This window comes from Tropicimonas sp. TH_r6 (assembly GCF_033101155.1).
Lineage (GTDB): Bacteria > Pseudomonadota > Alphaproteobacteria > Rhodobacterales > Rhodobacteraceae > Tropicimonas.
Genome location: NZ_JAWMPX010000002.1, coordinates 167,984 through 189,032 on the forward strand (window position 1 = coordinate 167,984; position 21,049 = coordinate 189,032).

Sequence of the window (21,049 nt, forward strand, 5' to 3'; positions counted from 1 at the left end):
CCTTTGGCGGGATCAGACCCGCCGGAGCGCCAGCACCGCGTTCAATCCACCAAAGGCAAAGGCATTGGACAGCACGACGTCAACCTCGGCGTCCCGCGCCGTGTTCGGCACGACATCCAGCGCGCATTCCGGGTCCGGCTCCTCGTAGCCAATGGTCGGCGCGATGACGCGGTCCTTCAGCGCCATGGTGCAGGCCAGCAGCTCGACCGCGCCGGTGCCGCCGATCAGATGGCCATGCATCGACTTGGTGGAGGAGATCATCAGGTCATTGGCGTGATGGCCGAGCGCGTCAGCCACGGCGGCGCATTCCGTCTTATCATTCGCCGCCGTCCCGGTCCCGTGGGCATTGATATACCCCACCTCTTCCGGGTTGACCCCGGCATCCCGCATCGCCAGTTCCATCGTCCGCGCCGCATTCTGCTTCGAGGGCATGACGATATCGGCCGCATCCGAGGTCATGGCGAAACCGATCACCTCGGCGATGATCTCGGCCCCACGGGCTTTGGCATGTTCATATTCCTCAAAGACGAAGATCGCCGCGCCCTCACCCTGCACCATGCCGTTGCGATTGGCGGAGAAGGGGCGGCAGGCATCCTTCGACATCACCCGCAGCCCTTCCCAGGCCTTCACGCCGCCGAAACACAGCATCGATTCCGAGCCGCCGGTGATCATCACCTCGGCCATGCCGGAGCGGATGAACTGGAAGGCCTGTCCCATCGCGTGGTTCGACGATGCGCAGGCGGTGGCCACCGTGAAGGTCGGCCCCTTGAGGTTGAACTCCATCGAGACATGGCTGGCCGCGGCGTTGTTCATCAGCTTCGGCACGACGAAGGGATGCACACGGTTCTTCCCGGCCTCGTAGACGGTGCGGTAATTTTCGTCGAGCGTGTTCATCCCGCCGCCGGAATTGCCCAGCACGACGCCGGACCGCGCCGCAAGATCGCCGATGAAATTCAGCCCGGATTGCGCGATGGCTTCGCGGGCGGAGAGCAGCGTGAATTGCGTGAACCGGTCATAGAGCACGATCTGTTGGCGGTTGAACTCCGCTCCCGGATCATAGCCCTTGACCTGTCCGCCGATCTGGATCGCCAGCCGGTCGACATCGCGGATCTCCAGCGGACCGATCCCGCATTGGCCTTCTCGCATTGCCTCCAGGGTGTCGGGAACGTTCATGCCGAGGGCGTTGACCGTGCCCTGGCCGGTAATCACCACGCGTTTCACGAGCCGGATTGCTCCGCGATGAGCTTTTCCACGGCGGAGACAATGGCGGAGATCGACGAGACGTCGAACTCGCTCTTCTCGGGCTCGTTGGCATTGAAGGGCACGGAGATATCGAAGGTTTCCTCGATGGCGAAGATCGCTTCCACGAGGCCGAGACTGTCGATCCCGAGATCCTCCAGGGACGCATCGTCCTTCACGTCCGACGGCTCCAGAACCGCCTGTTCCGCAATGATCGCGATCACCTTGTCCTTGACGCTCTCAGCCATCTCCCGGCTCCCCTGCTCAATCCGTGACAGCCATTTAGTCCTTGCCAGCAGGCTTGGAAAGCGTCTTTCGCAACGCCGCGACGTCGCGAACCAGTTTCGGCAGGCGCCGCAGCGCCTTGTAGCTTTCGACCTGGGTGGAGATCTTCGTCGCCGGGTAGCCCATCATAACGCGACCCGAGGGCACGTTGGACAGCACCTTGGTTCCGCCGGTGACAACCACGTCCGAACCAACGGTGATATTGTCTGCAAGACCGGACTGACCAGCCAGGACAACGCGGTCGCCGACCCTAGTCGAGCCCGCGGCCCCGGAATGGCCGCAGAAGAGGCAGTCCTCGCCGATCACGACGTTGTGGCCGACCATCACCATATTGTCGATCTTGGTGCCATTGCCGATCTGGGTCGCCCGGATCGTGCCGGCATCGACGGTGGTGTTGGCGCCGATCTCGACATCGTCGCCGATCTCCACGCCGCCCAGCGAGTGGATCTTGACCCATTCGTGCCCGGTATTCTTGACCTCGTCGCGCAGCTCGGCGCGCGCTTCCTCCATCCCGGAGGCCTGCGGCGAGACGAAGGAGAACCCGTCGCCACCGATCACCGCGCCGGACTGGCAGGTGAAACGCGCACCGATCCGGACATTGCGGCCGATCCGGGCGCCGGCATGGATCAGCGCCTCGGGTCCGATCTCGCACTCCGTGCCGATGGACACATGCGAGCCGATCCGCGCATCCCGGTCGATGCGGGTGTCCCGCCCGATGGTGACAAAGGGGCCGATCGCCGCGCCTTCGGCAATCCGGGCACTCTCGTCGACAATCGCGGTCGGGTGGATGCCCGGCGCGATCTCCGGCCCGGCATCGAGAAGCCGGGTCAGGCCGGAGAGCGCATAACGCGGCCGGTCGACCAGCACAGCTGCTTCCAGCCCGAACGCCTCCCAGTCAGCATCGGCCCAAAGGATCGCCGCCCGCGCCGCGCCCTGGCCGAGCGCCTCGGCATAGGCTGGCGCCATGGCGATGGCGAGCGTGTCGCGGTCGGCGGAGGCGGGCTCGGCGGCCTCGCTCACCGTCAGTCCGACATCTCCGACGGCCCGGGCCCCGAGCGCCTCGGCAATGGTCTGGATGGAATATGGCATGGAACTGTCCCGGCTGTTGGGTCTGGCCTGCAGATGTAGTCCATGCGTGGGCATGGCTGCAACCGGACAAAACTTGGCCCGGTCCGGTAGCGGTTGGTTGGGGGCGTTCGAAGGAGGCGCCGGGTTTGCCGGGACGCCGTTGCGAGGGCGGACATGTTGGTGTGGGCCGGCCGCGCGCGTTGCAGCGGACCTCAAGGGCAGCGCTGGCTTGGCTCGTGCTGGCGCAAGTAGCAGACACAGCGATTGGCCGCATCATCCGCAGTCCAGAACGGGCCGCGCGCCTGACGCGCAAGAAAAAACCGCGCCGAAACCCGGCGCGGTGCGTTCGCTCGACCTTTGATACAGGCGCCAACGCGCCCGTGGATCAATCCGCTCCGCGGGTCAGGGCCGCAACGCCGGTCCGGGCGATCTCCACCAGTCCCAGCGGACGCATCAGGTCGGCGAATGCGTCGATCTTCTCCGGCGCGCCGGCGATGGAGAACACGAAGCTCTCCAGCGTGGAATCCACCGCATTGGCACGGAAGATATCGGCGAGGCGCAGCGCTTCGACCCGCTTGTCGCCAGTTCCGGCAACCTTGAGCAAAGCCAGTTCGCGCTCGACTGAGGGCCCTTCGATGGTCAGGTCATGGACCTCGTGCACCGGGACCATCCGACCAAGCTGTGCCTTGATCTGTTCGATCACCTGCGGGGTGCCGGTGGTGACCACGGTGATGCGCGAGCGATGTCCGGTATGGTCAACCTCGGCAACGGTGAGGCTCTCGATATTGTAGCCGCGGCCGGAAAACAGTCCGATCACGCGAGCAAGGACGCCAGCCTCGTTGTCCACCACCACGGCCAGCGTGTGGGTCTCGATGACCTCGGCATTGGGGTTACGCAGATCATAGGCCGAATGCTTCGACGAACCTTTCTTGATCTTCAATGCGGACATGGTCTTTCCCTCGGTTCTTGCGCGTGATTTCACGAATGCGTCGCCTTGCATACAACGCGGTCGTGGACTGGGAAAGGACAATTCCGCCGCAGTTTGTCTATTCCTGTCGCCGGTTCTGGGAGGGCGACAGGCGGCCCGCGCTCCGACACGCCCGAAGGGCGCCCGGCCCAACCGTTTCCCGAATATCTTCGATATGAGGGAAACCGGCGGGAGCGCCCTCGGTCATCGGCAAAGCCATTTGTTATTCGAGCAATTGAATGTAAGAATGCGTTTCAGGGAAATCGAGGGAGGACGGGCGATGGATCTGACACGGCGCAGGATGATGCAAACCGCGCTGGCGGGGGCAGGGGGGCTGGCCATGGGCGTCGCACCGCGATGGGCCCACGCCGCACTGGACCTGGGAGCCATGCGGATCGACACGCTGAGCGACGGCCATCTCGTCTTGCCGCCCGAATTCATCTTCGGACCGATGCCGCAGGCGGAACTCGGCCCGGTGCTGGAGGCACGCGGAATCGTGCCCGGCGCGCCGCTGACCCCGGAATGCAATGTCACGCTCCTGCGCAGCGGCGAGAACACCATTCTCTTCGACACCGGCGCCGGCCCGGCCTTTCAGGAGAGCGCGGGCAAGATCGGCGCGGCGCTGGACGCGCTGGACGTCGCGCCGGAAGACGTGACCCATGTCATCTTCACCCATGCCCATCCGGATCATTTGTGGGGCGTTCTCGACGATTTCGACGAGCCCTTCTTCTACGAAGCCGAGCACATGATCGGCAAAACGGAGTGGGAGTACTGGACCGACCCGAAGACCGTCGACACCATCCAACCCGAGCGCACGACCATGGCGGTGGGGGCGCAGCGGCGGCTCATGGCGATGGAGGATGCGATGCGCTTCTTCGAGGACGGAGAGGAAATTCTGCCTGGCGTGGCCGCCGTGTCGACGCCGGGACACACGCCCGGCCACATGTCCTTCGAAATCCGCGATGGCAGCGAGAGCGTGATGGTCATCGGCGATGCAATCGGCAATCACCATGTCGCCTTCGCCCGGCCGGACTGGCATTCCGGCTCGGATCAGGACCGCGACCTGGGCGCCGCGACGCGCGTCGCACTGATGGACCGGATGGCCACCGAACAGATGCGGCTGATCGGGTTCCACCTGCCCGGCGGCGGGATGGGACGTGCGGAAAAGGGCGGAGACGGGTATAGATTCGTTCAGGAGAGCTGAACGAGGAGGCCCGCAATGGCTGCCACACCCCCTGTCTGCGATTTCGGCTGGAAAGCCGTGGACTTCACCTTGCCGGCCACCGAAGGCAAGACTTACGCATTGACCGACATCGCCGGCCCGAACGGGCTGTTGCTGATGTTCATCTGCAATCATTGCCCGTACGTGCTGCGCGCGATTGACCGGATCGTGCGCGACGGGCGCGAGCTTCAGGCGCTCGGGATCGGCGTGGCGGCGATCTGCTCCAATGATGCTGTCGCCTATCCGGCCGATTCCTTTGAGAATATGGCGGTGAAAGCTGAGGAATGGGCGTTGCCATTCCCTTATCTGCATGATGCCGATCAATCGGTCGCGCGCGCCTATGACGCCGCCTGCACGCCGGATTTCTACGGCTTCAACGCGGCCGGAGAGCTGCAATATCGCGGGCGTCTTGACGCAGCGCGCGCAGGTGCCGCGGCGCCGGACTTGCGGCGCGATCTCTTCGAGGCCATGAAACGCGTGTCCGAAACGGGCCGCGGCCCTGAAGAGCAGGTCCCGTCCATGGGCTGCTCCATCAAGTGGAAATAACGCATGAATATCGTCTTCGACCTCGACGGCACGCTGATCGACAGCGCGCCGGATATCCAGGCTGTTGCCGAGGTGATCCTGGCGCAGCTCGGAAAGCCGCCACTGACGCTGGAGGAGACGCGGAGTTTCGTCGGAGAGGGTGCGAAGGTCCTGGTCAGCCGGATCATGGCGTCGCGCGGGATCGAGGAGACGGTCGAAAGCCACGCGAAGATCTATGCGGATTTCGTCGCCGAGTATGAATTCGCCGTGGATCGGGCCGTGTTCTATCCTGGCGTGATCGATGCGCTGGCGGTGCTCAAGGGCGCTGGCCATCGGATTGGCCTGTGTACCAACAAGCCGATCGTGCCGACACGGGCGGTGTTGAGACATATGAAACTGGAGCCTGTCTTCGATGCGGTCGTTTCCGCCGGCACTGTGGCGAGCCGCAAGCCGGACCCGGAAATGGCGTTCCGCTGTATCGCGGATCTCGGTGGCGGGCCGTCGCTCTTCGTTGGCGATAGCGGCACGGATTCCGAGACAGCCGCGAATGCAAAGCTGCCCTTCGCGCTCTATACCGAGGGCTATCGCAAATCCCCGGTCTCCGAGATACCGCATCGCTGGGCCTTCGACCATTTCGACCAGTTGGCGGGCATTGTCGCCGAGGCGCAGGCCGAGCAGACGGCGGCGCAATGAGCCTCCGGGCATTGATCTTTGATGTCGACGGGACGCTGGCGGAGACGGAAGATCTCCACCGCCGTTCCTTCAACGCCGCCTTCGCCGAGTTGGACCTGCCCTGGCAGTGGGACAGGGAGGTAAATCGCGGGCTGCTCGCGGTGTCGGGCGGGCTGGAGCGTATGCGCTTTTTCCAGGAGCGGTTGCCGGAGACGGAGCGGGTGTCCGAGGCGCGACTGCGCGCGGTGCAGCCGGTCAAGCGCCGGATCTATGGCGAGATGCTGGCCGGTGGCGCGCTGGAGCTGCGGCCTGGCGTGCGCGCGCTGCTGGAGGCGGCACCCATTGCAGGGCTGCGCTGTGCGGTGGTGACCGCCGCAAGCTCGGCCAGTTTCGAGGCACTGGCCCAAGGGTGCCTCTGGGCGCCGGCGGAAGAGATTTTCGAGGTCGTGATCACCGGCGATGACGTGACGTGCAAGAAGCCGGACCCCCAGGGCTACCTCCTGGCGCTGGAGCGGCTGGGGCTCACCACCGAAGAGGTGTTGGTTTTCGAAGACAGCCCGGTGGGCCATGCGGCAGCGTGTGCGGCGGAGATGCGTGTGGTCGTGACCCCGTCGGAAGAAGGGCCGGGCGACGCGGATTTCGGAGACTCGCTGGTGCTTCCCTCGCTTGAACGGGCCCATTGGCCGGCCTTCGGGTTCACGCCCTAGAGACCCGTTTGCGGTGTCCGAAACGAATAGGCGCCCCTGACCACGCTTCCGAAAGCGTATCCTTTGCTCCGCAGCGACGAGAGGGACCTCGCGCCACTCAACCGATCGGCTGTGCGGCGCGTGTGCCCGTCACTCGCCCGGGCGCGGCATGGTGAAGACATCCGAGATCCGCGCGAAGTCGCGATAGCCCATGCGGGCCAGCGGCTGGAACTGGGTCGTGTCGAAGATTCCGTCGCGGATGCAGTCATCCCGCATGTGGATCCCGACCACTTCTCCGAAGGCCACCAGATTCGCCCGTCCGGCCAGTTCGACAATCTGCGTCAGTCGGCATTCGAGCGTTGCCGGCGCGTTGGCAATACGGGCGCAATCGATGATCTGGCAATCGGCGCGCTCGATCCCGGCCAGTTCGGCCTCATCGACATCCTTGTCCCAGGGGCCGGAGGTCAGGTTCATCGCCTCGCGCATGGCATATTCGACCACATTCACCGCGAACACGCCGGTGTCACGGATATTGGCCAGCGTGTCCTTGGTGCCGTCCCGGTCGTGCTTCTTGCCGGTGGTGGCGAACATCACCTGTGGCGGCGTGTAGGCAACGGCGTTGAAGAAGGAATAGGGCGCGAGATTCTCCGATCCGTCCGTGCCGCGTGTCGAGATCCAGCCGATCGGGCGGGGGGTGACAATCGCGTTGAACGGGTTCTGGGGCAGTCCGTGGTCGTCCTCGGGGCGATAGAACATGTCGGGCGTCTCCTTTCGCACCGATTTAGAGGCTTTCATGTCCGGTTTGAAGCGGGAAGACGGATAAAATCCGGGTGAGCCGCAATTTGCGTTTATTTGGCAGATCGGAGGCGGCCGAAGCCAGCACAATGTGTTTGACCCAGTTGGAGGGGGCCGGAGACGCAGGGAGCCGGAAGCGGCTCGTGGGATAAGGCGCTGGAAGGCACGGAATCAAGGCGAAGCCGCCCTGCCAACGCCATCCCACGGGGAGGCGCTTGAGCGGCTGCCGTTGCACATGAAGCGAACGGTCGCACAGTCCGAAAACCGTTCGATATTAACCCTTCTTCTTCACCCGTGCCTGTTCGGCAAGGTCGCGCGCAATGGAAAAGGCGCCCTTGATCTTGTCGGCATTGTTCTTCCAGTCCCGCCGCACGACGATCTTGTTGTCGCGCACCTTTGCCAGCCCGTTCTGAGCCTGCACGAAGCTAACCAGCCCCGCCGGATTGGGGAATTTGTCATTGTGGAACTGAATCGTGGCGCCTTTTGGTCCGCCATCGAGCTTGGCGATAAAGGCGCGTTTGCACATCGCCTTGATCCGCACGATCAGCAGCAGCGTGTTGACCTCCTTGGGCAGCTTGCCGAAGCGGTCGATCAACTCGGCCGCGAAGCCTTCCAGCTCGACCTTGGTGGTCAGGCCGGACAGGCGCCGGTAGAGACCGAGCCGCACGTCGAGATCGGGCACATAGGCCTCCGGGATCAGCACCGGCACGCCGAGATTGATCTGCGGCGCCCATTGGCCGTCATCATCCGTCAGCCCTTCGAACTCGCCCGCCTTGATCTTGCCGATCGCCTCTTCGAGCATGGTCTGGTACAGCTCGTAGCCCACCTCGCGCATCTGCCCGGACTGCTCCTCGCCGACGAGATTGCCCGCGCCGCGAATGTCGAGATCCTGGCTCGCGAGCGTGAACCCGGCGCCGAGGCTGTCCAGCGAGCCAAGAACGCGCAGCCGCTTTTCGGCGGTATCCGTCAGGCGCGCGCGGGGCTTCGTCGTCAGATAGGCATAGGCGCGCGTCTTGGCGCGGCCGACCCGACCCCGGATCTGGTAGAGCTGGGCCAGACCGAACATGTCCGCGCGATGGACGACCATCGTGTTGGCCGTCGGAATATCGAGACCGCTTTCGACGATGGTCGTGGCCAGCAAAACGTCGAACTTGCCGTCATAGAAAGCGTTCATCCGGTCATCGAGTTCACCCGCCGCCATCTGGCCATGGGCGACGACATAGGAGATCTCAGGGACCTGGTCGCGCAGGAAGGTCTCGATCTCCGGCAGGTCGGAAATGCGCGGGACGACATAGAAGCTTTGCCCGCCGCGGTAATGTTCGCGCAGCAGCGCCTCGCGGATGGTGACCGCGTCGAACTCGCTGACATAGGTGCGGATGGCGAGCCGATCGACCGGAGGGGTTCCGATGATCGACAGATCCCGCACGCCGGAGAGCGACATCTGCAAGGTGCGCGGAATCGGTGTCGCGGTGAGTGTGAGTACATGGATATCGGAACGCATATCCTTCAGCCGTTCCTTGTGCTGGACGCCGAAATGCTGCTCCTCGTCGATGATCAACAGCCCGAGATTGTTGAATTTTACCGTCTTGGCCAGAAGCGCGTGGGTGCCGATTGCGATATCGATCGAGCCGTCGGAGATGCCCTTGCGGGTCTCGTTCGCCTCTTTCGTGCCGACGAAGCGCGAGAGCTGCCGGACCTTGAGCGGAAAGCCCCGGAAGCGCTCCTTGAAGCTCTTGGCATGTTGGCGGGCAAGCAGCGTGGTCGGCGCGATCACCGCGACCTGCCGGCCCGACATGGCAGCGATAAAGGCCGCCCGCATTGCCACTTCCGTCTTGCCGAAGCCGACATCACCGCAGACCAGCCGATCCATCGGAAGTCCGCGTTCCAGGTCTTCCAGCACATCCTCGATGGCCTTCAGCTGGTCATCCGTCTCCTGATAGGGGAATCGGGCCGAGAACTCCTCCCAGATATGATGCTCGGCCTGCAGAACCGGCGCCTTGCGCAGCGCCCGTTCCGCCGCGATCCGCATCAGCTTGTCGGCGATCTGGCGGATGCGCTCCTTGAGCTTGGCCTTCTTGGCCTGCCAGGCGCCGCCGCCGAGCCGGTCGAGCAGGCCTTCATCATGACCGAAGCGGCTCAGTAGCTCGATGTTTTCGACTGGCAGGTACAGCCGTGCGGCTTCGGCATATTCGAGATGGATCATCTCGTGATCGGCACCGAGCGCGTTGACGATCTCCAATCCCATGTAGCGTCCGACGCCGTGATCGACATGCACCACGAGATCGCCCGGGCTGAGCGACTGCGCCTCGGTGAGGAAATTCTCCGCCCGCCGTTTGCGGCGTGGCCTGCGGATGAGCCGGTCGCCAAGCACGTCCTGCTCGGAAATGACCGTGAGGCCTTTCCCCTCGAAGCCATGCTCCAGTGCCCAGACCACCAGGTAGAGCCCGCCGACGCCCTCCGGAATGTCCCGGAAATCGCCGATCTCGGTCGCGCCCTGCACGCCTTCGTCGGCCATCAACCCGGCAAGCCGCTCCCGCGCGCCCTCGGAATAGGAGGCAATGACGACCTGCCCGTCCTGGCGTTTTGCTTTAACATGGTCCGCCAAGGCACCGAAAAGGCTTATGCTTTCTTGCTGTTGTTCAGGAGAGAAATTGCGTCCGATCCGGCCGCCCGCATCGATCACCCCCGGGCCGGTGCCTTGCGGCAAGGCGTTGAAACCAACGCTGCGATGGCCGGCAATCGCCACGTCAAAGGCGTCCTCATCGAGATAGAGCGTCGACGGCGCGGCAGGCTTGTAGACCGAATCCAGCCGCGCCTTGGACTTCATCGCTTCGACACGATTGTCATAACTGTCGGCGATCCCCTCCCAGCGGGCGATGCGCGCCGGCGTCGTCTGGTCGTCCAGCATTACGGTTGCGTCGGGGAGATAGTCGAAAAGCGTCTCGAGCCTTTCGTGGAAGAAGGGCAGCCAATGCTCCATGCCGGCATGTTTGCGCCCCGCCGAAACAGCCTCGTAGAGCGGATCATCGGTGCCGGTGGCGCCGAACTCGATGCGGTAATTCTGCCGGAAGCGGGTGATTGCGGCTTCGTCGAGGATGACCTCCGAGACGGGCGCCAGTTCGACCGCCTGCAGCTTCTCCACGGTGCGCTGGTTGGCCGGATCGAAGCGGCGCGCGCCGTCGAGCACATCGCCGAAGAGATCGAGCCGCACCGGGCCGCTCTGGCCGGGCGGGAAGATGTCGATAATACCGCCGCGAATGGCGTAATCCCCCGGCTCCAGCACCGTTGGGGCCTGGCTGAACCCCATGCGGACGAGGAAGTTTTTCAGCGCCGTCTCGTTGATCCGCTCGCCCACGCGGGCGGCGAAGGCGGCCTCGCGCAGGATTTCGCGCGCGGGCACCTTTTGCGTGGCCGCATTCAGCGTGGTCAGCAGGATAAAGGGGCCGGGCATGCCCGCCGTAAGCGCGGCCAGCGTGGCCATGCGGGCGGCCGAGATGTCCGGATTGGGCGAAACGCGGTCATAGGGCAGGCAATCCCAGCCGGGAAAATCCAGCACTACCGCGCCCGGCGCGAAGAAAGCCAGCGCGGCGCGCATCGCCGCCAGCCGCTTGTCGTCGCGCGCGACATGGACGACCGGCGCCCCCTTGTCCAACTCGCGCGCAAGTAGCAACGCGTCGAACCCCTCCGGCGCGCCGCCGGCCGTGATATGTGCGGATTTGCTCATGGTCCTTCCCCTATGCCAGTTGCGCGCGGTGTCAACCGTCAGGCGGGGCGGTGATAAAACTGATTTTTTTAATCAGGTAATTCTTGACCGCCTTCGAATTTCCGATCAGAACACTCGGAAACAGGACAAATGGAGACATGCATGACCTTTCCGACCCCGGCCCGCGCCGCCCTTATCCTGGCCGGCCTGCTTGGCGCGACCGCGTTGCCGGCGCTAGCCGATGGCGAGTTGAACCTCTATTCCTCGCGCCATTATGACACCGATGACCGGCTCTATTCCGATTTTGAAGACGCCACGGGCGTCCGCATCAACCGCATTGAAGGCAATGCCGATGAGCTGATCGCGCGAATGAAGGCCGAAGGGCGGAATTCGCCAGCCGATGTGCTGCTGACTGTGGACACGTCACGGCTGACCCGCGCCAAGGACGCCGGTGTGCTGCAACCGGTCGAGAGTGCGCTGCTGGAAGAACGCATCCCGGGCAACCTGCAGGATGACGAGAACCAGTGGTTCGGTTTCTCGCAGCGCGGGCGGATCATCTTTTACGACAAGGCCGACGTGGCCGAGCCGCCGATGACCTATGCCGATCTGGCGGACCCGAAATACAAGGGTCAGATCTGCATCCGCTCCTCCTCCAACGATTACAACCAGACGCTTCTGGCCGCGATCGTGACCCATGCGGGCGAGGACGCCGCGCGGGACTGGGCGCAGGGCGTGGTCGACAATATGGCGCGGCCGCCGCAAGGCGGCGATACCGACCAGATCCGCGCGCTGGTGTCCGGCGAATGCGAGATCTCGGTGTCGAACACCTATTATTTTGCCCGCGCGCTGCGCAAGCCGGTGAAGGGCGTTTCCGACCATGTCGACCAGATTGGCTGGGTTTTCCCGGACCAGGAGGGCAATGGCGCGCATATGAACCTCTCGGGGGCCGGGGTCGCGGCCCATGCGCCGAACCGGGACACGGCGGTCCAGTTCCTGGAATATCTCGCCAGCGACGCCGCACAGGTCTACTTCTCTGGCGGCAATGACGAGTTCCCGGCTGTTGAAGGCGTAGAGCTGGCGGAGTCTGTTGCCAGGCTCGGTGCGTTCAAGGCGGATGATGTCGATCTCTCGGCGGTGGCCGAAAACATCGGTGCGGCGCAGAAGATCTTCAACGAGGTTGGTTGGAAGTAAGTGCACGCGGCGGTGTTGGACCGTGTTTGACACGTGTTTTCGCGGTCCCCATGGGGGCCGCGATTGCTGTTTTGCGGACAGAGCGGACGTTCGCTTCGCTCGCAAGTGGCGCCAACGCAATCCGTGCCAGCGCCCATCAGCGCTCAATCCCGAAATCCTCTATCGGCGCTTCGCGTCGCTTTCGCAGATCCGTGCTTATCGCCGATCCGTCGCCCGCAGCACGAGCATCGCGGCAAAGCCCAACACGATAAGGACCCAGCTGCCCACCATCAGCGGCAGGGGTGTCCCGTCGAAGGCGAGGCCCAGCGGGATGGCCAGCGCCACCGCGCCGATGGTTCCGACGGCCCCCGTGACCGAGGCTGTCAGCCCCGCGAGATGTCCCATCGGCTCCATCGCCAGCGCGTTGAGATTGCCGCCGGTGAGGCCGGTCTGCATGAACATGCCGATATTCCAGGCAAGATAGACCCAGAACATCACGGCCTGCGGCAGCACGGCGCTCCAGAAGAGCAGGGCGGCGATCCCGGTCAGGCCGATCTGGATCAGCAGCACAACCGTGATCATGTTCCGCATCCCGACCCTCTCGACGAGTTTCGCATTGATCAGGCTCGCCGGCGAGGCAGCCACCGCCACCAGGCCGAACCAGAGATGGAAATTGGCGCCCTGGCCAAATGTCTGGTCGAAGATCTGCTGGGTCGAGGAGAGCGTGGCAAAGAAGGCGCCGAAGACCAGCGCCTGCGTCAGCAGCGTGAGCAGGACGACCCGGTGGGTCAGGATCTCGCGCAAGCCCTGCCGGAGTGGTTCCCACCGCAGTGGTCGGCGATTCTCGGGCGGCAGGGTTTCGGGCTGGCGCAGCTTGAACCAGAGCGCGGAGATCACCGAAAACAGGATGAAGGAGAAAAAGACCGCGTGCCAGCCGGCAAGCCAGATGATGCCTGCGCCCATCGTCGGGGCAATGGCCGGGACGATTGTAAAGACCAGCATGATGAAGGACATCAGCCGCGCCATCTGCCGTCCTGAATACTGGTCCCGGATGATCGCCACGGCGACGACCCGTGGCCCGGCGGCGCCGAGTCCCTGAAGCATACGCGCCGCGAACATCGTCTCGACCGTGTTGGCCATCAGCGCCAGCGCTGCACCGATGCAATAGAGGACTGCCCCCCAGAGCACGATCGGCTTGCGTCCGAACGCGTCGGAGAGCGGGCCGGTGAGCAGGGTCCCGAGCCCCATTCCAAGCACGAAGCTGGTGATGATGAGTTGCGCGCGGTTCGGCGCATCGGGCGAGATGTCGGCGGCGATCCGGGGCAGCGCCGGCAGCATGGCGTCGATGGAAAAGGCCACGCTGGCGAAAAGCATCGCCGTCAGGGCGATAAACTCGACCTGCCGCATCGGGGTCGTCGGTTCGGGAAGCAGGGGACGCCGTTTCATGTGGCTGTCATGTCCTTCCGGAGGATCAGGCCGGCGTGGCGGGGGTCACTGCGCTGTCCCGATCTGTCCGTTGATCTCGTCGACCAGTTTCAGCCAGAGATCCGGCTGTTGGGCGCCGGGGACGACATGCTGGTTGGCGATGACAAAGGTTGGCACACCGGTCACGCCGCGTTCCCGCGCATTGGCGTCGCGGCTGCGGATATCCTCGGCATCGGCCTCGCCGGCAAGCAGACGGCGGATCGCGGCGGCGTCGAGCCCGGCACTGTCGGCGATATCGGCCAGAACGTCATGAGAGCCGATATCGCGGCCGTCGCTGAAATAGGCCTCGAACAGCGCATGCACGATTTCGGTTTGCCGTTCCTCGAGCCCGGCCCAGTGGATCAGGCGGTGGGCGTCGAGCGTGTTGGGCGTGCGTTGGATCGCGGCGAAGTCGATCTGCAATCCAGCGGCCTCGGCGGCCTCGGCGATCTGGGAATAGACCGCGATGGCCTTTTCCTTGCCGCCGAACTTGGTTTCCAGGTAGGTGCGCCGATCCATGCCACCCTGCGGCATGTCAGGGTTGAGCTGGAACGGGTGCCATTCGATCTTGAACGGGTGGTCTGGCCGCTCGCCGAGAGCGGTGAACAGCAGTGTCTTGCCGATATAGCACCAGGGGCAGATGGGATCGGAGATAATGTCGAGCTTGATCATGGTTTCCCTCTATCAGGCTGGCCGGCCACGCCAAGGGGAAATGCAGGGGGCGGTATGCGAGACGGAGCGTTTGATCGGCGTAGGGCGTCCGCAGAGCCACTCTCTCGGACATTGCCAACGAAAAAAGCGCCGCGATGAAAGCGCGGCGCCGTTTCTTCAGCTCTGTCAGGTGCGCCTCAGCGGCCAGTCGGCGGGCTTTCGCGAAGGAGGCGGAGAAGCGTTTCCTTCATGTGGCCGTGATCGCCGACGCCCCATTCGTCGCGGCAGACCCGCTCGCCAATAATATGCGCTTCCTTGAAGCCGTATCCGTACTTGATCAGGTCTTCCACGAAGACGGCGTTGGGTCGATCCCAGGCAACTGTCCGCGCAATGCCGCGATAGCAAGAGATGTTGATCGTGCCCTTGGGCGAGGAATCGGGCTTCGACGGGGTGTCGCCCCGTGCGAAAGCTGCCGTTCCGGCAGGGATGGCGAGGCCCGCTAGAAGCGCAACCATTAAGGTCGTTTTCATCTTCGTGTCCTTCCAGTTCACGTGAGGCCGGGGGCCGCTGCTGCGAATGCGGTCACACGTCCGGCGCTACCAGTCATATTCATCCATTTCCGACCATACCCCTCTGACAGGATAAGAAAAATCGTGCTTATGGAAACGAACTATTTCATGTTCCTTTTCAAGACCTTTTCGAGACAATTGGTTAAAATTCGCCGGAACCGGCCGGGTATTCGTCGCGCCGGACAGTTGGTCATTCATGGTCGTCCGGCACCATATATCCGCGACATTTCGCCGGGATAGGGCGCATTTTGTGTCATTGTCGTGAATTCTTTGAAGTCCTGCTTGCCAGAATCCGCGCGCCCGGCCAGCATAGGGGCAACGAAAACACGAGCAGCGGAGCCGCATTTTTGGGAATCAGTGCCCTGACAGACCCGACCGGAGCGGAAGACATAGCCGAAACCCCCGTGGAATTCGCCGACAACCGGCTCCTTGTGGAGCTGTGCGGCGAGTTTGACCGCAACCTCTCCCAGATCGAGCACCAGCTCGGGCTGCAGATCATCCGGCGGGGCAACCAGCTGGCGCTGATTGGGGATGGGGATGCGCGCGGCCGCGGGGCGGTGATCCTCCAGGAGCTGTATCAAAGGCTGGAAGCGGGGCGCGCGCTGGAACCGGGCGACATTGACGGCGCGATCCGGCTCGGCACGCTGGAAGACGAGGCCGCGCCGCGGGCGGGCGACCAGATGGAAATGTTCCAGTCCGGGCATGTCGAGATCAAGACCCGCAAGAAGATCGTCGAGCCGCGCACGGCCGCGCAGAAAGCCTATGTGCGCAGCCTGATGAGCAACGAGCTCTGCTTCGGCATCGGTCCGGCCGGCACCGGCAAGACCTATCTCGCTGTCGCGGTGGCGGTGAACCTCTTCATCGGCGGCCATGTCGACCGGATCATCCTGTGCCGTCCGGCGGTGGAGGCGGGCGAGCGGCTCGGCTTCCTGCCCGGCACGCAGGAGGAGAAGGTCGATCCCTATATGCAGCCGCTCTATGACGCGCTGAACGATTTCCTGCCCGGCAAGCAGGTGAACAAGCTCAAGGAAGAGAAGAAGATCGAGATCGCGCCGCTGGCCTTTATGCGCGGCCGCACGCTGGCCAATGCGGCTGTGGTGTTGGACGAAGCGCAGAACGCCACGACCATGCAGATGAAGATGTTCCTGACGCGGCTTGGCGAGGGCTCGCGGATGGTTGTCACCGGCGACCGAACGCAGGTCGACCTGCCGCGCGGGGTTACCTCGGGGCTGACCGAGGCGGAGAAACTGCTCAAGGGCGTGAACGGGATCGGCTTCAATTACTTCACCTCCAAGGATGTCGTCCGGCACCCGCTGGTGGCCAGAATCATTGAGGCCTATGACACGGAATACGCGCAGGGCTGAAGGATGGGCGGACCATGACCTCCTCTGTGCCGGACATCCGTCGCTACCGGGCGGAGGACAATGCGGCACTGACGGAGATCTGGCACCGGGCCTCTGCCATATCGCATGGGTTCCTTGGCGCGCAGACACTTCTGGCACACCGACAACTCGTTTCCGAGATTTATCTGCCAAGGGCTGAGACTTGGGTTGCCTGGCTCGACGGAGACCCTGTGGGCTTTCTGGGCCTGCTGGACGATTTCATCGGCGGGCTTTTCATCGCGCCCGAGCGACAGGGGCAGGGCATCGGGCAGGCGCTTCTGTGCCATGGGCTCACGCTGAAAGGGCGGCTTTGTCTCGATGTCTATGCGGCGAATGAGGGCGCTGTCCGATTCTACCTGCGGATGGGCTTCGTCGAGACGGCACGGCGCAAGCAGGACAAGGAAGGTCTGCCTTTCGAGGAAATCTCGATGTGTCTCGCGCGTTGAGCCCGCAACCCGCGCATACAGCCGATTGAAACGCCTATCGCACAGGCAGATAGCGGATATGCGCTGAATGCAGATGATAATCGTTCTCAAGAACGTTGCTTTTTGAGAATGAGTTGCATATACCATGTCACAACAGGCTGGATGAAATCCGTCCGATGGATGGAATGCCGGCGTGGCTTGGAGTGATGCGAATGCGGATGAAGCGACGGGAGATACTTGTGCTTGGGGCGGGCGCGGCGGCAGCCATGGCGCTGCCCGGCACGGCCCACGCAGCTGCCGGGCTGAAGATCGTCGCGACGACGGGGATGATCGCGGATGCCGCGGCGCGGATTGGCGGCCCGGCCGTCGAGGTGCGCGGGCTGATGGGGCCGGGGGTCGATCCGCATTCCTATCGCCAGACCCGGACCGATATCGTTGCCATGACCAAGGCGGATCTCGTGCTGTTTCACGGGCTTTACCTTGAGGCGCAGATGGAAGCGTTCTTCCAGAAACTGGCGCGCAAGGGGACTGTCGTTGCTGTCGGCGAGGCGCTGCCGCGTGATCTGCTTCTGGGCCATGCCGATTACGACGACAAGTTTGACCCGCATGTCTGGATGGTGCCCGAGATCTGGGTGCAGGTGATCCCGGTGATCCGGGACGCGCTGAGCGACGCGATGCCCGAGGCGGTAGACGAGTTTGCCGCCAATGCGGACGCCTTCGTGCAAGAAGTGACCGGGCTCGGCGGCTATGCGCGCAAGGTGCTGGCCACGGTGCCCGAGCAGAGCCGGGTTCTGGTCACGGCGCATGACGCTTTCAACTATTTCGGCCGAGATTACGGGTTCGAGGTGCTTGGCATCCAGGGGATCTCGACCGAATCCGAAGCCGGGTTGAACCGGATCGGCGAGCTGGTCGAGCTTCTGGTGACGCGCGATATCGGCGCGGTCTTTGTCGAAAGCTCGGTCTCGGATCGCAATATCCGGGCGCTGATCGAGGGGGCTGCGGCGCGCGGCCACGAGGTCAGCATCGGCGGCGAGCTGTTTTCCGACGCCATGGGCGAGACCGGAACCTATGAAGGCACCTATCTCGGCATGATCGATCATAACATGACCACCATCACCCGCGCGCTTGGTGGCGAGGCCCCGGAACGGGGCATGGTGGGCCGGCTTGCGGCCGGCGCCTGAGGAGAAACACGGGATGACACATCTGGAACTGGCAGCGGATCACGGGCATCGCGTCGCGCAGGAGCGGCTTGAGGCGAGCCCGCTGGCCATTCGCGGCCTGACTGTCTCCTATGGAGAGAAACCGGCCGTCTTCTCGGTCGATGCGACCATCGAGGACGGCTCGATGACCGCGATCATCGGCCCGAACGGCGCTGGCAAATCGACCCTGCTCAAGGCCGCGCTCGGCGTGATCAAGCCGCTCTCGGGAACGGTCACGGTCCATGGCAAGCCGTTGGAAAGCGCGCGCGGGCGCATCGCCTATGTGCCGCAGCGCGCCTCCATCGACTGGGATTTCCCGGCCCGCGTGATCGATGTCGTGCTGATGGGGCTCTATCGCGAGCTGGGCATGATCGCCCGCGTGACCGGTGCGCATCGGCGCAAGGCGCTGGACTGCCTGGAGCGGGTCGGCATGGGCGATTTCGCCCATCGCCAGATCGGTCAGCTGTCGGGCGGCCAGCAGCAGCGTGTCTTCCTCGCCCGCGCGCTGGCGCAGGATGCGGATCTCTACTTGCTCGACGAGCCCTTCGCGGGCGTCGATGCGGCGACCGAGAAGGCGATCATCGACGTGCTCAAGGCGCTCAAGGCGCAGGGGCGGACGGTTGTCGCGGTGCATCACGACCTCGCCACCATTACCGACTATTTCGACCATGTCTTCCTGATCAATGTGCGCAAGGTGGCCGAGGGCCCCGTGGCCACGACCTTCACCGCCGAGACGCTGCAAAAGGCCTATGGCGGACGGCTGGCCACGACGCAGATCGACGATCTGGAGCTGGGCGCGGGCTGACCCATGTTGTTTGACGCGCTCACGCTCCAGCTTGGCTATAACGCCACGCTGGTGGCTCTCGGCTCGGCCCTGCTGGGGATTTCGGCCGGGGTCACCGGCACATTCCTGTTCCTGCGCAAGCGGGCGCTGGTCGCGGATGCCATCAGCCACGCCACGCTGCCCGGAGTCGGGCTGGCCTTCATCGTCATGGTCTCGCTGGGCGGGGACGGGCGCAATCTCGCCGGGTTGATGCTCGGCTCCGCTGTCTCGGCATGGGCGGGGTTGCTCGCCGTGCAGGCGATCACGCGGCGCACCCGGCTGGCAGAAGATGCTGCGATCGGCGCCGTGCTCTCGGTCTTCTTCGGTGCTGGCGTGGTGCTGCTGACGGTGATCCAGAACATGTCCTCCGGCCGGCAGGCGGGGCTGGACGGGCTGCTGCTTGGCTCGACCGCCGGCATGCTTTTCCAGGACGCGATGATCATCGCTGGCGGCGGCGCTATAACGCTCGCTCTGGTGTTGCTGCTGCGCCGGGCGATGACACTGGTGGCGTTCGACGCGGAATATGCCCGCTCCATCGGCATCAACACCGACCGGATCGACATGCTGACCATGCTGCTGGTGATGGCGGTGACGGTGGTCGGGTTGAAGATCGTCGGGCTGATCCTGATCGTCGCGCTGCTGATAATCCCGCCGGTGACAGCGCGGTTCTGGACCGAGCGCAGCGAGCTGGTCGCCGCTTATGCCGGCGCGATTGGCGGCGTCTCGGGCTATATCGGCGCCGCGATCTCGGCCTCGGCGCCGTCGCTGCCCACCGGCCCGATCATCGTGCTGACCTGTTTCGCGCTCTTCATTGTCTCGCTCTTCTTCGCGCCCGAACGGGGCGTGCTCGCCGCCTATCTGCGGCATCGGCGCTTCCAGCGGCGGGTGCATATCCGGCAAGGCCTGCTGGCGCTGGCACAGGAACAGCCGGTCTATGAGCCGCTGACGATCCGGCTGCTGGCCAGCGAAGGTCTCGCGCGTCGCGACGGCGTGCCGACGGAGGCGGGCAGGGCGCGCGCAGCCAAGGCCCTGCGCGACGAGCATCGCTGGCATGTTGTCCATTCCCTGCCGGATTACGAAGCGGTTTCAAGCCTCTATGATGGGTTGCGTGATATCGAGACGGTGCTGACCGCAGACCAGATCGCCGAGATCGACACCCATATTGGCGGGCCGAAAGGGGTGCCGGCATGAGCGGAGAAGAGTTCGTCCCGCTGAGCCTCGTGCCGATCCTGATCGGCACTTTCACGGCAATTGCCTGCGCGCTGCCCGGCAATTTCCTCGTGCTGCGAAAACAGGCGCTGATCGGCGACGCGATCAGCCATGTCGTGCTGCCGGGCATCGTCGTCGCTTTCCTCGTGACCGGCACGCTGGGGACCTGGCCGATGATGATCGGTGCCGGGCTGGCGGCGATTGTCGCGGTGATCCTGATCGAGGCGATCCGCCGGCTCGGCCGGATCGAGACCGGTGCCGCGATGGGCGTGGTCTTCACCTCGATGTTCGCCGGTGGCGTGCTGTTGCTGGAACGCTCCGACACCTCGACCGTCCATCTCGATGTCGAACATGCGCTGATGGGGAACCTGGAATCGCTGATCTGGCTCGATGCCGATGGCTGGGCCTCGCTGCTCGACCCGGTGGCGCTGGCCGAGCTGCCGCCGGAGCTGATGCGGATCTTCCTGACCCTGCTGGGCGTTTCCGCCTTCCTCTGGCTCTTCTGGCGTCCGCTCAAGATATCGACCTTCGACGAGAGCTTTGCCGAGGGGCTGGGCATCCGCACTGGCGCGCTCGGCATGGCGCTGGTCATCGTCTCGGCCATCGCGGCGGTGGCGGCTTTCGACGCGGTCGGCTCGATCATCGTCATCGCCATGTTCATCTGTCCGCCGGCCGCAGCCCGGCTGATGACCGACCGGTTGGAGACGCAGATCGCCTGGTCGGTCGGCTTTGCGACAGTGTCGGCGGTTCTGGGCTATGTGTTCGCAGGCTATGGCCCGCTCTGGTTTGGCGGCGACAACGCGGTCTCTGCCGCCGGCATGATCGCAACGCTCTCCGGTGTGATCCTGGCGCTGGCCGCGCTCTTCGGGCCAAAACGGTCGCGGATCGGCGCGCCGACCGAAGCCTAGACGCTTTCCGAGACAGGGTTTTGGGGCTGGTTGCGCGGTTGCCACCAACGCCTCGACGCTTGCCATTCGGGCCGCATCCGGGCAGGG

At 64.2% G+C, this 21,049-nt stretch carries 20 protein-coding genes; 11 read left to right on the top strand and 9 right to left on the bottom strand.

The genetic code is table 11. The annotated features are described in order from the left end of the window. Window positions 1–12: 12 nt before the first annotated feature. The 4 genes from R3X27_RS02815 to ilvN form a co-directional block, all read right to left on the bottom strand. Window positions 13–1,221: a beta-ketoacyl-[acyl-carrier-protein] synthase family protein gene (locus R3X27_RS02815; protein ID WP_317707306.1), complete on the bottom strand. Its 1,209-nt coding sequence runs from the start codon at window positions 1,219–1,221 to the stop codon at window positions 13–15. After that, complete coding sequence (locus tag R3X27_RS02820; RefSeq protein WP_317707307.1) at window positions 1,218–1,487, bottom strand: acyl carrier protein; 270 nt, start codon at window positions 1,485–1,487, stop codon at window positions 1,218–1,220. The genes R3X27_RS02815 and R3X27_RS02820 overlap by 4 nt, the downstream gene beginning before the upstream one ends. Window positions 1,488–1,521: 34 nt before the next feature. Next, entirely contained in the window at window positions 1,522–2,613 is a 1,092-nt protein-coding gene (locus R3X27_RS02825; RefSeq protein ID WP_317707308.1) for a UDP-3-O-(3-hydroxymyristoyl)glucosamine N-acyltransferase, read from the bottom strand. Between the two features lie 364 nt (window positions 2,614–2,977). Next, the gene (gene ilvN / locus R3X27_RS02830; RefSeq protein ID WP_317707309.1) at window positions 2,978–3,541 is read right to left on the bottom strand and encodes an acetolactate synthase small subunit; all 564 of its coding nucleotides are present in this window, start codon (window positions 3,539–3,541) and stop codon (window positions 2,978–2,980) included. Between the two features lie 265 nt (window positions 3,542–3,806). Here ilvN and R3X27_RS02835 point away from each other — a divergent pair, with 265 nt between their 5' ends. From R3X27_RS02835 to R3X27_RS02850, 4 genes are read left to right on the top strand one after another with little or no spacing between them, the layout of a single operon-like run. Beyond that, entirely contained in the window at window positions 3,807–4,763 is a 957-nt protein-coding gene (locus R3X27_RS02835) for an MBL fold metallo-hydrolase (RefSeq protein ID WP_317707310.1), read from the top strand. Window positions 4,764–4,778: 15 nt separating this feature from the next. Further along, window positions 4,779–5,327 (top strand): thioredoxin family protein, encoded by a 549-nt coding sequence (locus R3X27_RS02840; RefSeq protein ID WP_317707311.1) that lies wholly within the window; start codon window positions 4,779–4,781, stop codon window positions 5,325–5,327. A gap of 3 nt (window positions 5,328–5,330) precedes the next feature. Further along, window positions 5,331–5,999 (top strand): HAD-IA family hydrolase, encoded by a 669-nt coding sequence (locus R3X27_RS02845; RefSeq protein ID WP_317707312.1) that lies wholly within the window; start codon window positions 5,331–5,333, stop codon window positions 5,997–5,999. Next, window positions 5,996–6,685, top strand: coding sequence for an HAD-IA family hydrolase (locus R3X27_RS02850; protein ID WP_317707313.1), 690 nt, complete (start codon window positions 5,996–5,998; stop codon window positions 6,683–6,685). Before R3X27_RS02845 ends, R3X27_RS02850 begins: the two co-directional genes overlap by 4 nt. Window positions 6,686–6,814: 129 nt before the next feature. On the opposite strand, the gene R3X27_RS02855 is transcribed toward R3X27_RS02850, so the two are convergent. Together R3X27_RS02855 and mfd are read right to left on the bottom strand one after the other, a co-directional pair. Further along, entirely contained in the window at window positions 6,815–7,420 is a 606-nt protein-coding gene (locus R3X27_RS02855; RefSeq protein ID WP_317707314.1) for a flavin reductase family protein, read from the bottom strand. Between the two features lie 313 nt (window positions 7,421–7,733). Continuing rightward, on the bottom strand, window positions 7,734–11,183 hold the full coding sequence (gene mfd, locus R3X27_RS02860) for a transcription-repair coupling factor (RefSeq protein WP_317707315.1): 3,450 nt from the start codon (window positions 11,181–11,183) through the stop codon (window positions 7,734–7,736). A 141-nt stretch (window positions 11,184–11,324) separates the two neighbouring features. On the opposite strand from mfd, the gene R3X27_RS02865 reads away from it, so the two are divergent. Beyond that, window positions 11,325–12,353, top strand: a complete 1,029-nt coding sequence (locus R3X27_RS02865) for an extracellular solute-binding protein (RefSeq protein WP_317707316.1) — start codon at window positions 11,325–11,327, stop codon at window positions 12,351–12,353. A gap of 195 nt (window positions 12,354–12,548) precedes the next feature. On the opposite strand, the gene R3X27_RS02870 is transcribed toward R3X27_RS02865, so the two are convergent. The 3 genes from R3X27_RS02870 to R3X27_RS02880 all read right to left on the bottom strand — a co-directional run bounded on the left by R3X27_RS02870 (window position 12,549) and on the right by R3X27_RS02880 (window position 14,977). Continuing rightward, window positions 12,549–13,778, bottom strand: coding sequence for a multidrug effflux MFS transporter (locus tag R3X27_RS02870; RefSeq protein ID WP_317707317.1), 1,230 nt, complete (start codon window positions 13,776–13,778; stop codon window positions 12,549–12,551). Window positions 13,779–13,823: 45 nt separating this feature from the next. Next, window positions 13,824–14,468, bottom strand: a complete 645-nt coding sequence (locus R3X27_RS02875; RefSeq protein ID WP_317707318.1) for a DsbA family oxidoreductase — start codon at window positions 14,466–14,468, stop codon at window positions 13,824–13,826. Window positions 14,469–14,644: 176 nt separating this feature from the next. Beyond that, window positions 14,645–14,977 carry a hypothetical protein gene (locus R3X27_RS02880; protein ID WP_317707319.1) on the bottom strand — a complete coding sequence of 111 codons (333 nt, stop codon included), beginning with the start codon at window positions 14,975–14,977 and terminating at the stop codon, window positions 14,645–14,647. A 386-nt stretch (window positions 14,978–15,363) separates the two neighbouring features. Here R3X27_RS02880 and R3X27_RS02885 point away from each other — a divergent pair, with 386 nt between their 5' ends. The 6 genes from R3X27_RS02885 (at window position 15,364) to R3X27_RS02910 (ending at window position 20,962) form a co-directional block, all read left to right on the top strand. Then, window positions 15,364–16,380: a PhoH family protein gene (locus tag R3X27_RS02885; RefSeq protein ID WP_317707320.1), complete on the top strand. Its 1,017-nt coding sequence runs from the start codon at window positions 15,364–15,366 to the stop codon at window positions 16,378–16,380. A gap of 14 nt (window positions 16,381–16,394) precedes the next feature. After that, window positions 16,395–16,844 (top strand): GNAT family N-acetyltransferase, encoded by a 450-nt coding sequence (locus R3X27_RS02890; RefSeq protein ID WP_317707321.1) that lies wholly within the window; start codon window positions 16,395–16,397, stop codon window positions 16,842–16,844. Between the two features lie 185 nt (window positions 16,845–17,029). After that, window positions 17,030–18,004 (top strand): metal ABC transporter solute-binding protein, Zn/Mn family, encoded by a 975-nt coding sequence (locus tag R3X27_RS02895; RefSeq protein ID WP_411572454.1) that lies wholly within the window; start codon window positions 17,030–17,032, stop codon window positions 18,002–18,004. A gap of 13 nt (window positions 18,005–18,017) precedes the next feature. Further along, the gene (locus tag R3X27_RS02900) at window positions 18,018–18,827 is read left to right on the top strand and encodes a metal ABC transporter ATP-binding protein (RefSeq protein WP_317707322.1); all 810 of its coding nucleotides are present in this window, start codon (window positions 18,018–18,020) and stop codon (window positions 18,825–18,827) included. A 3-nt stretch (window positions 18,828–18,830) separates the two neighbouring features. Next, window positions 18,831–20,036: a metal ABC transporter permease gene (locus R3X27_RS02905; RefSeq protein WP_317707323.1), complete on the top strand. Its 1,206-nt coding sequence runs from the start codon at window positions 18,831–18,833 to the stop codon at window positions 20,034–20,036. Then, window positions 20,033–20,962: a metal ABC transporter permease gene (locus R3X27_RS02910; RefSeq protein WP_317707324.1), complete on the top strand. Its 930-nt coding sequence runs from the start codon at window positions 20,033–20,035 to the stop codon at window positions 20,960–20,962. The genes R3X27_RS02905 and R3X27_RS02910 overlap by 4 nt, the downstream gene beginning before the upstream one ends. Window positions 20,963–21,049: the final 87 nt, after the last annotated feature.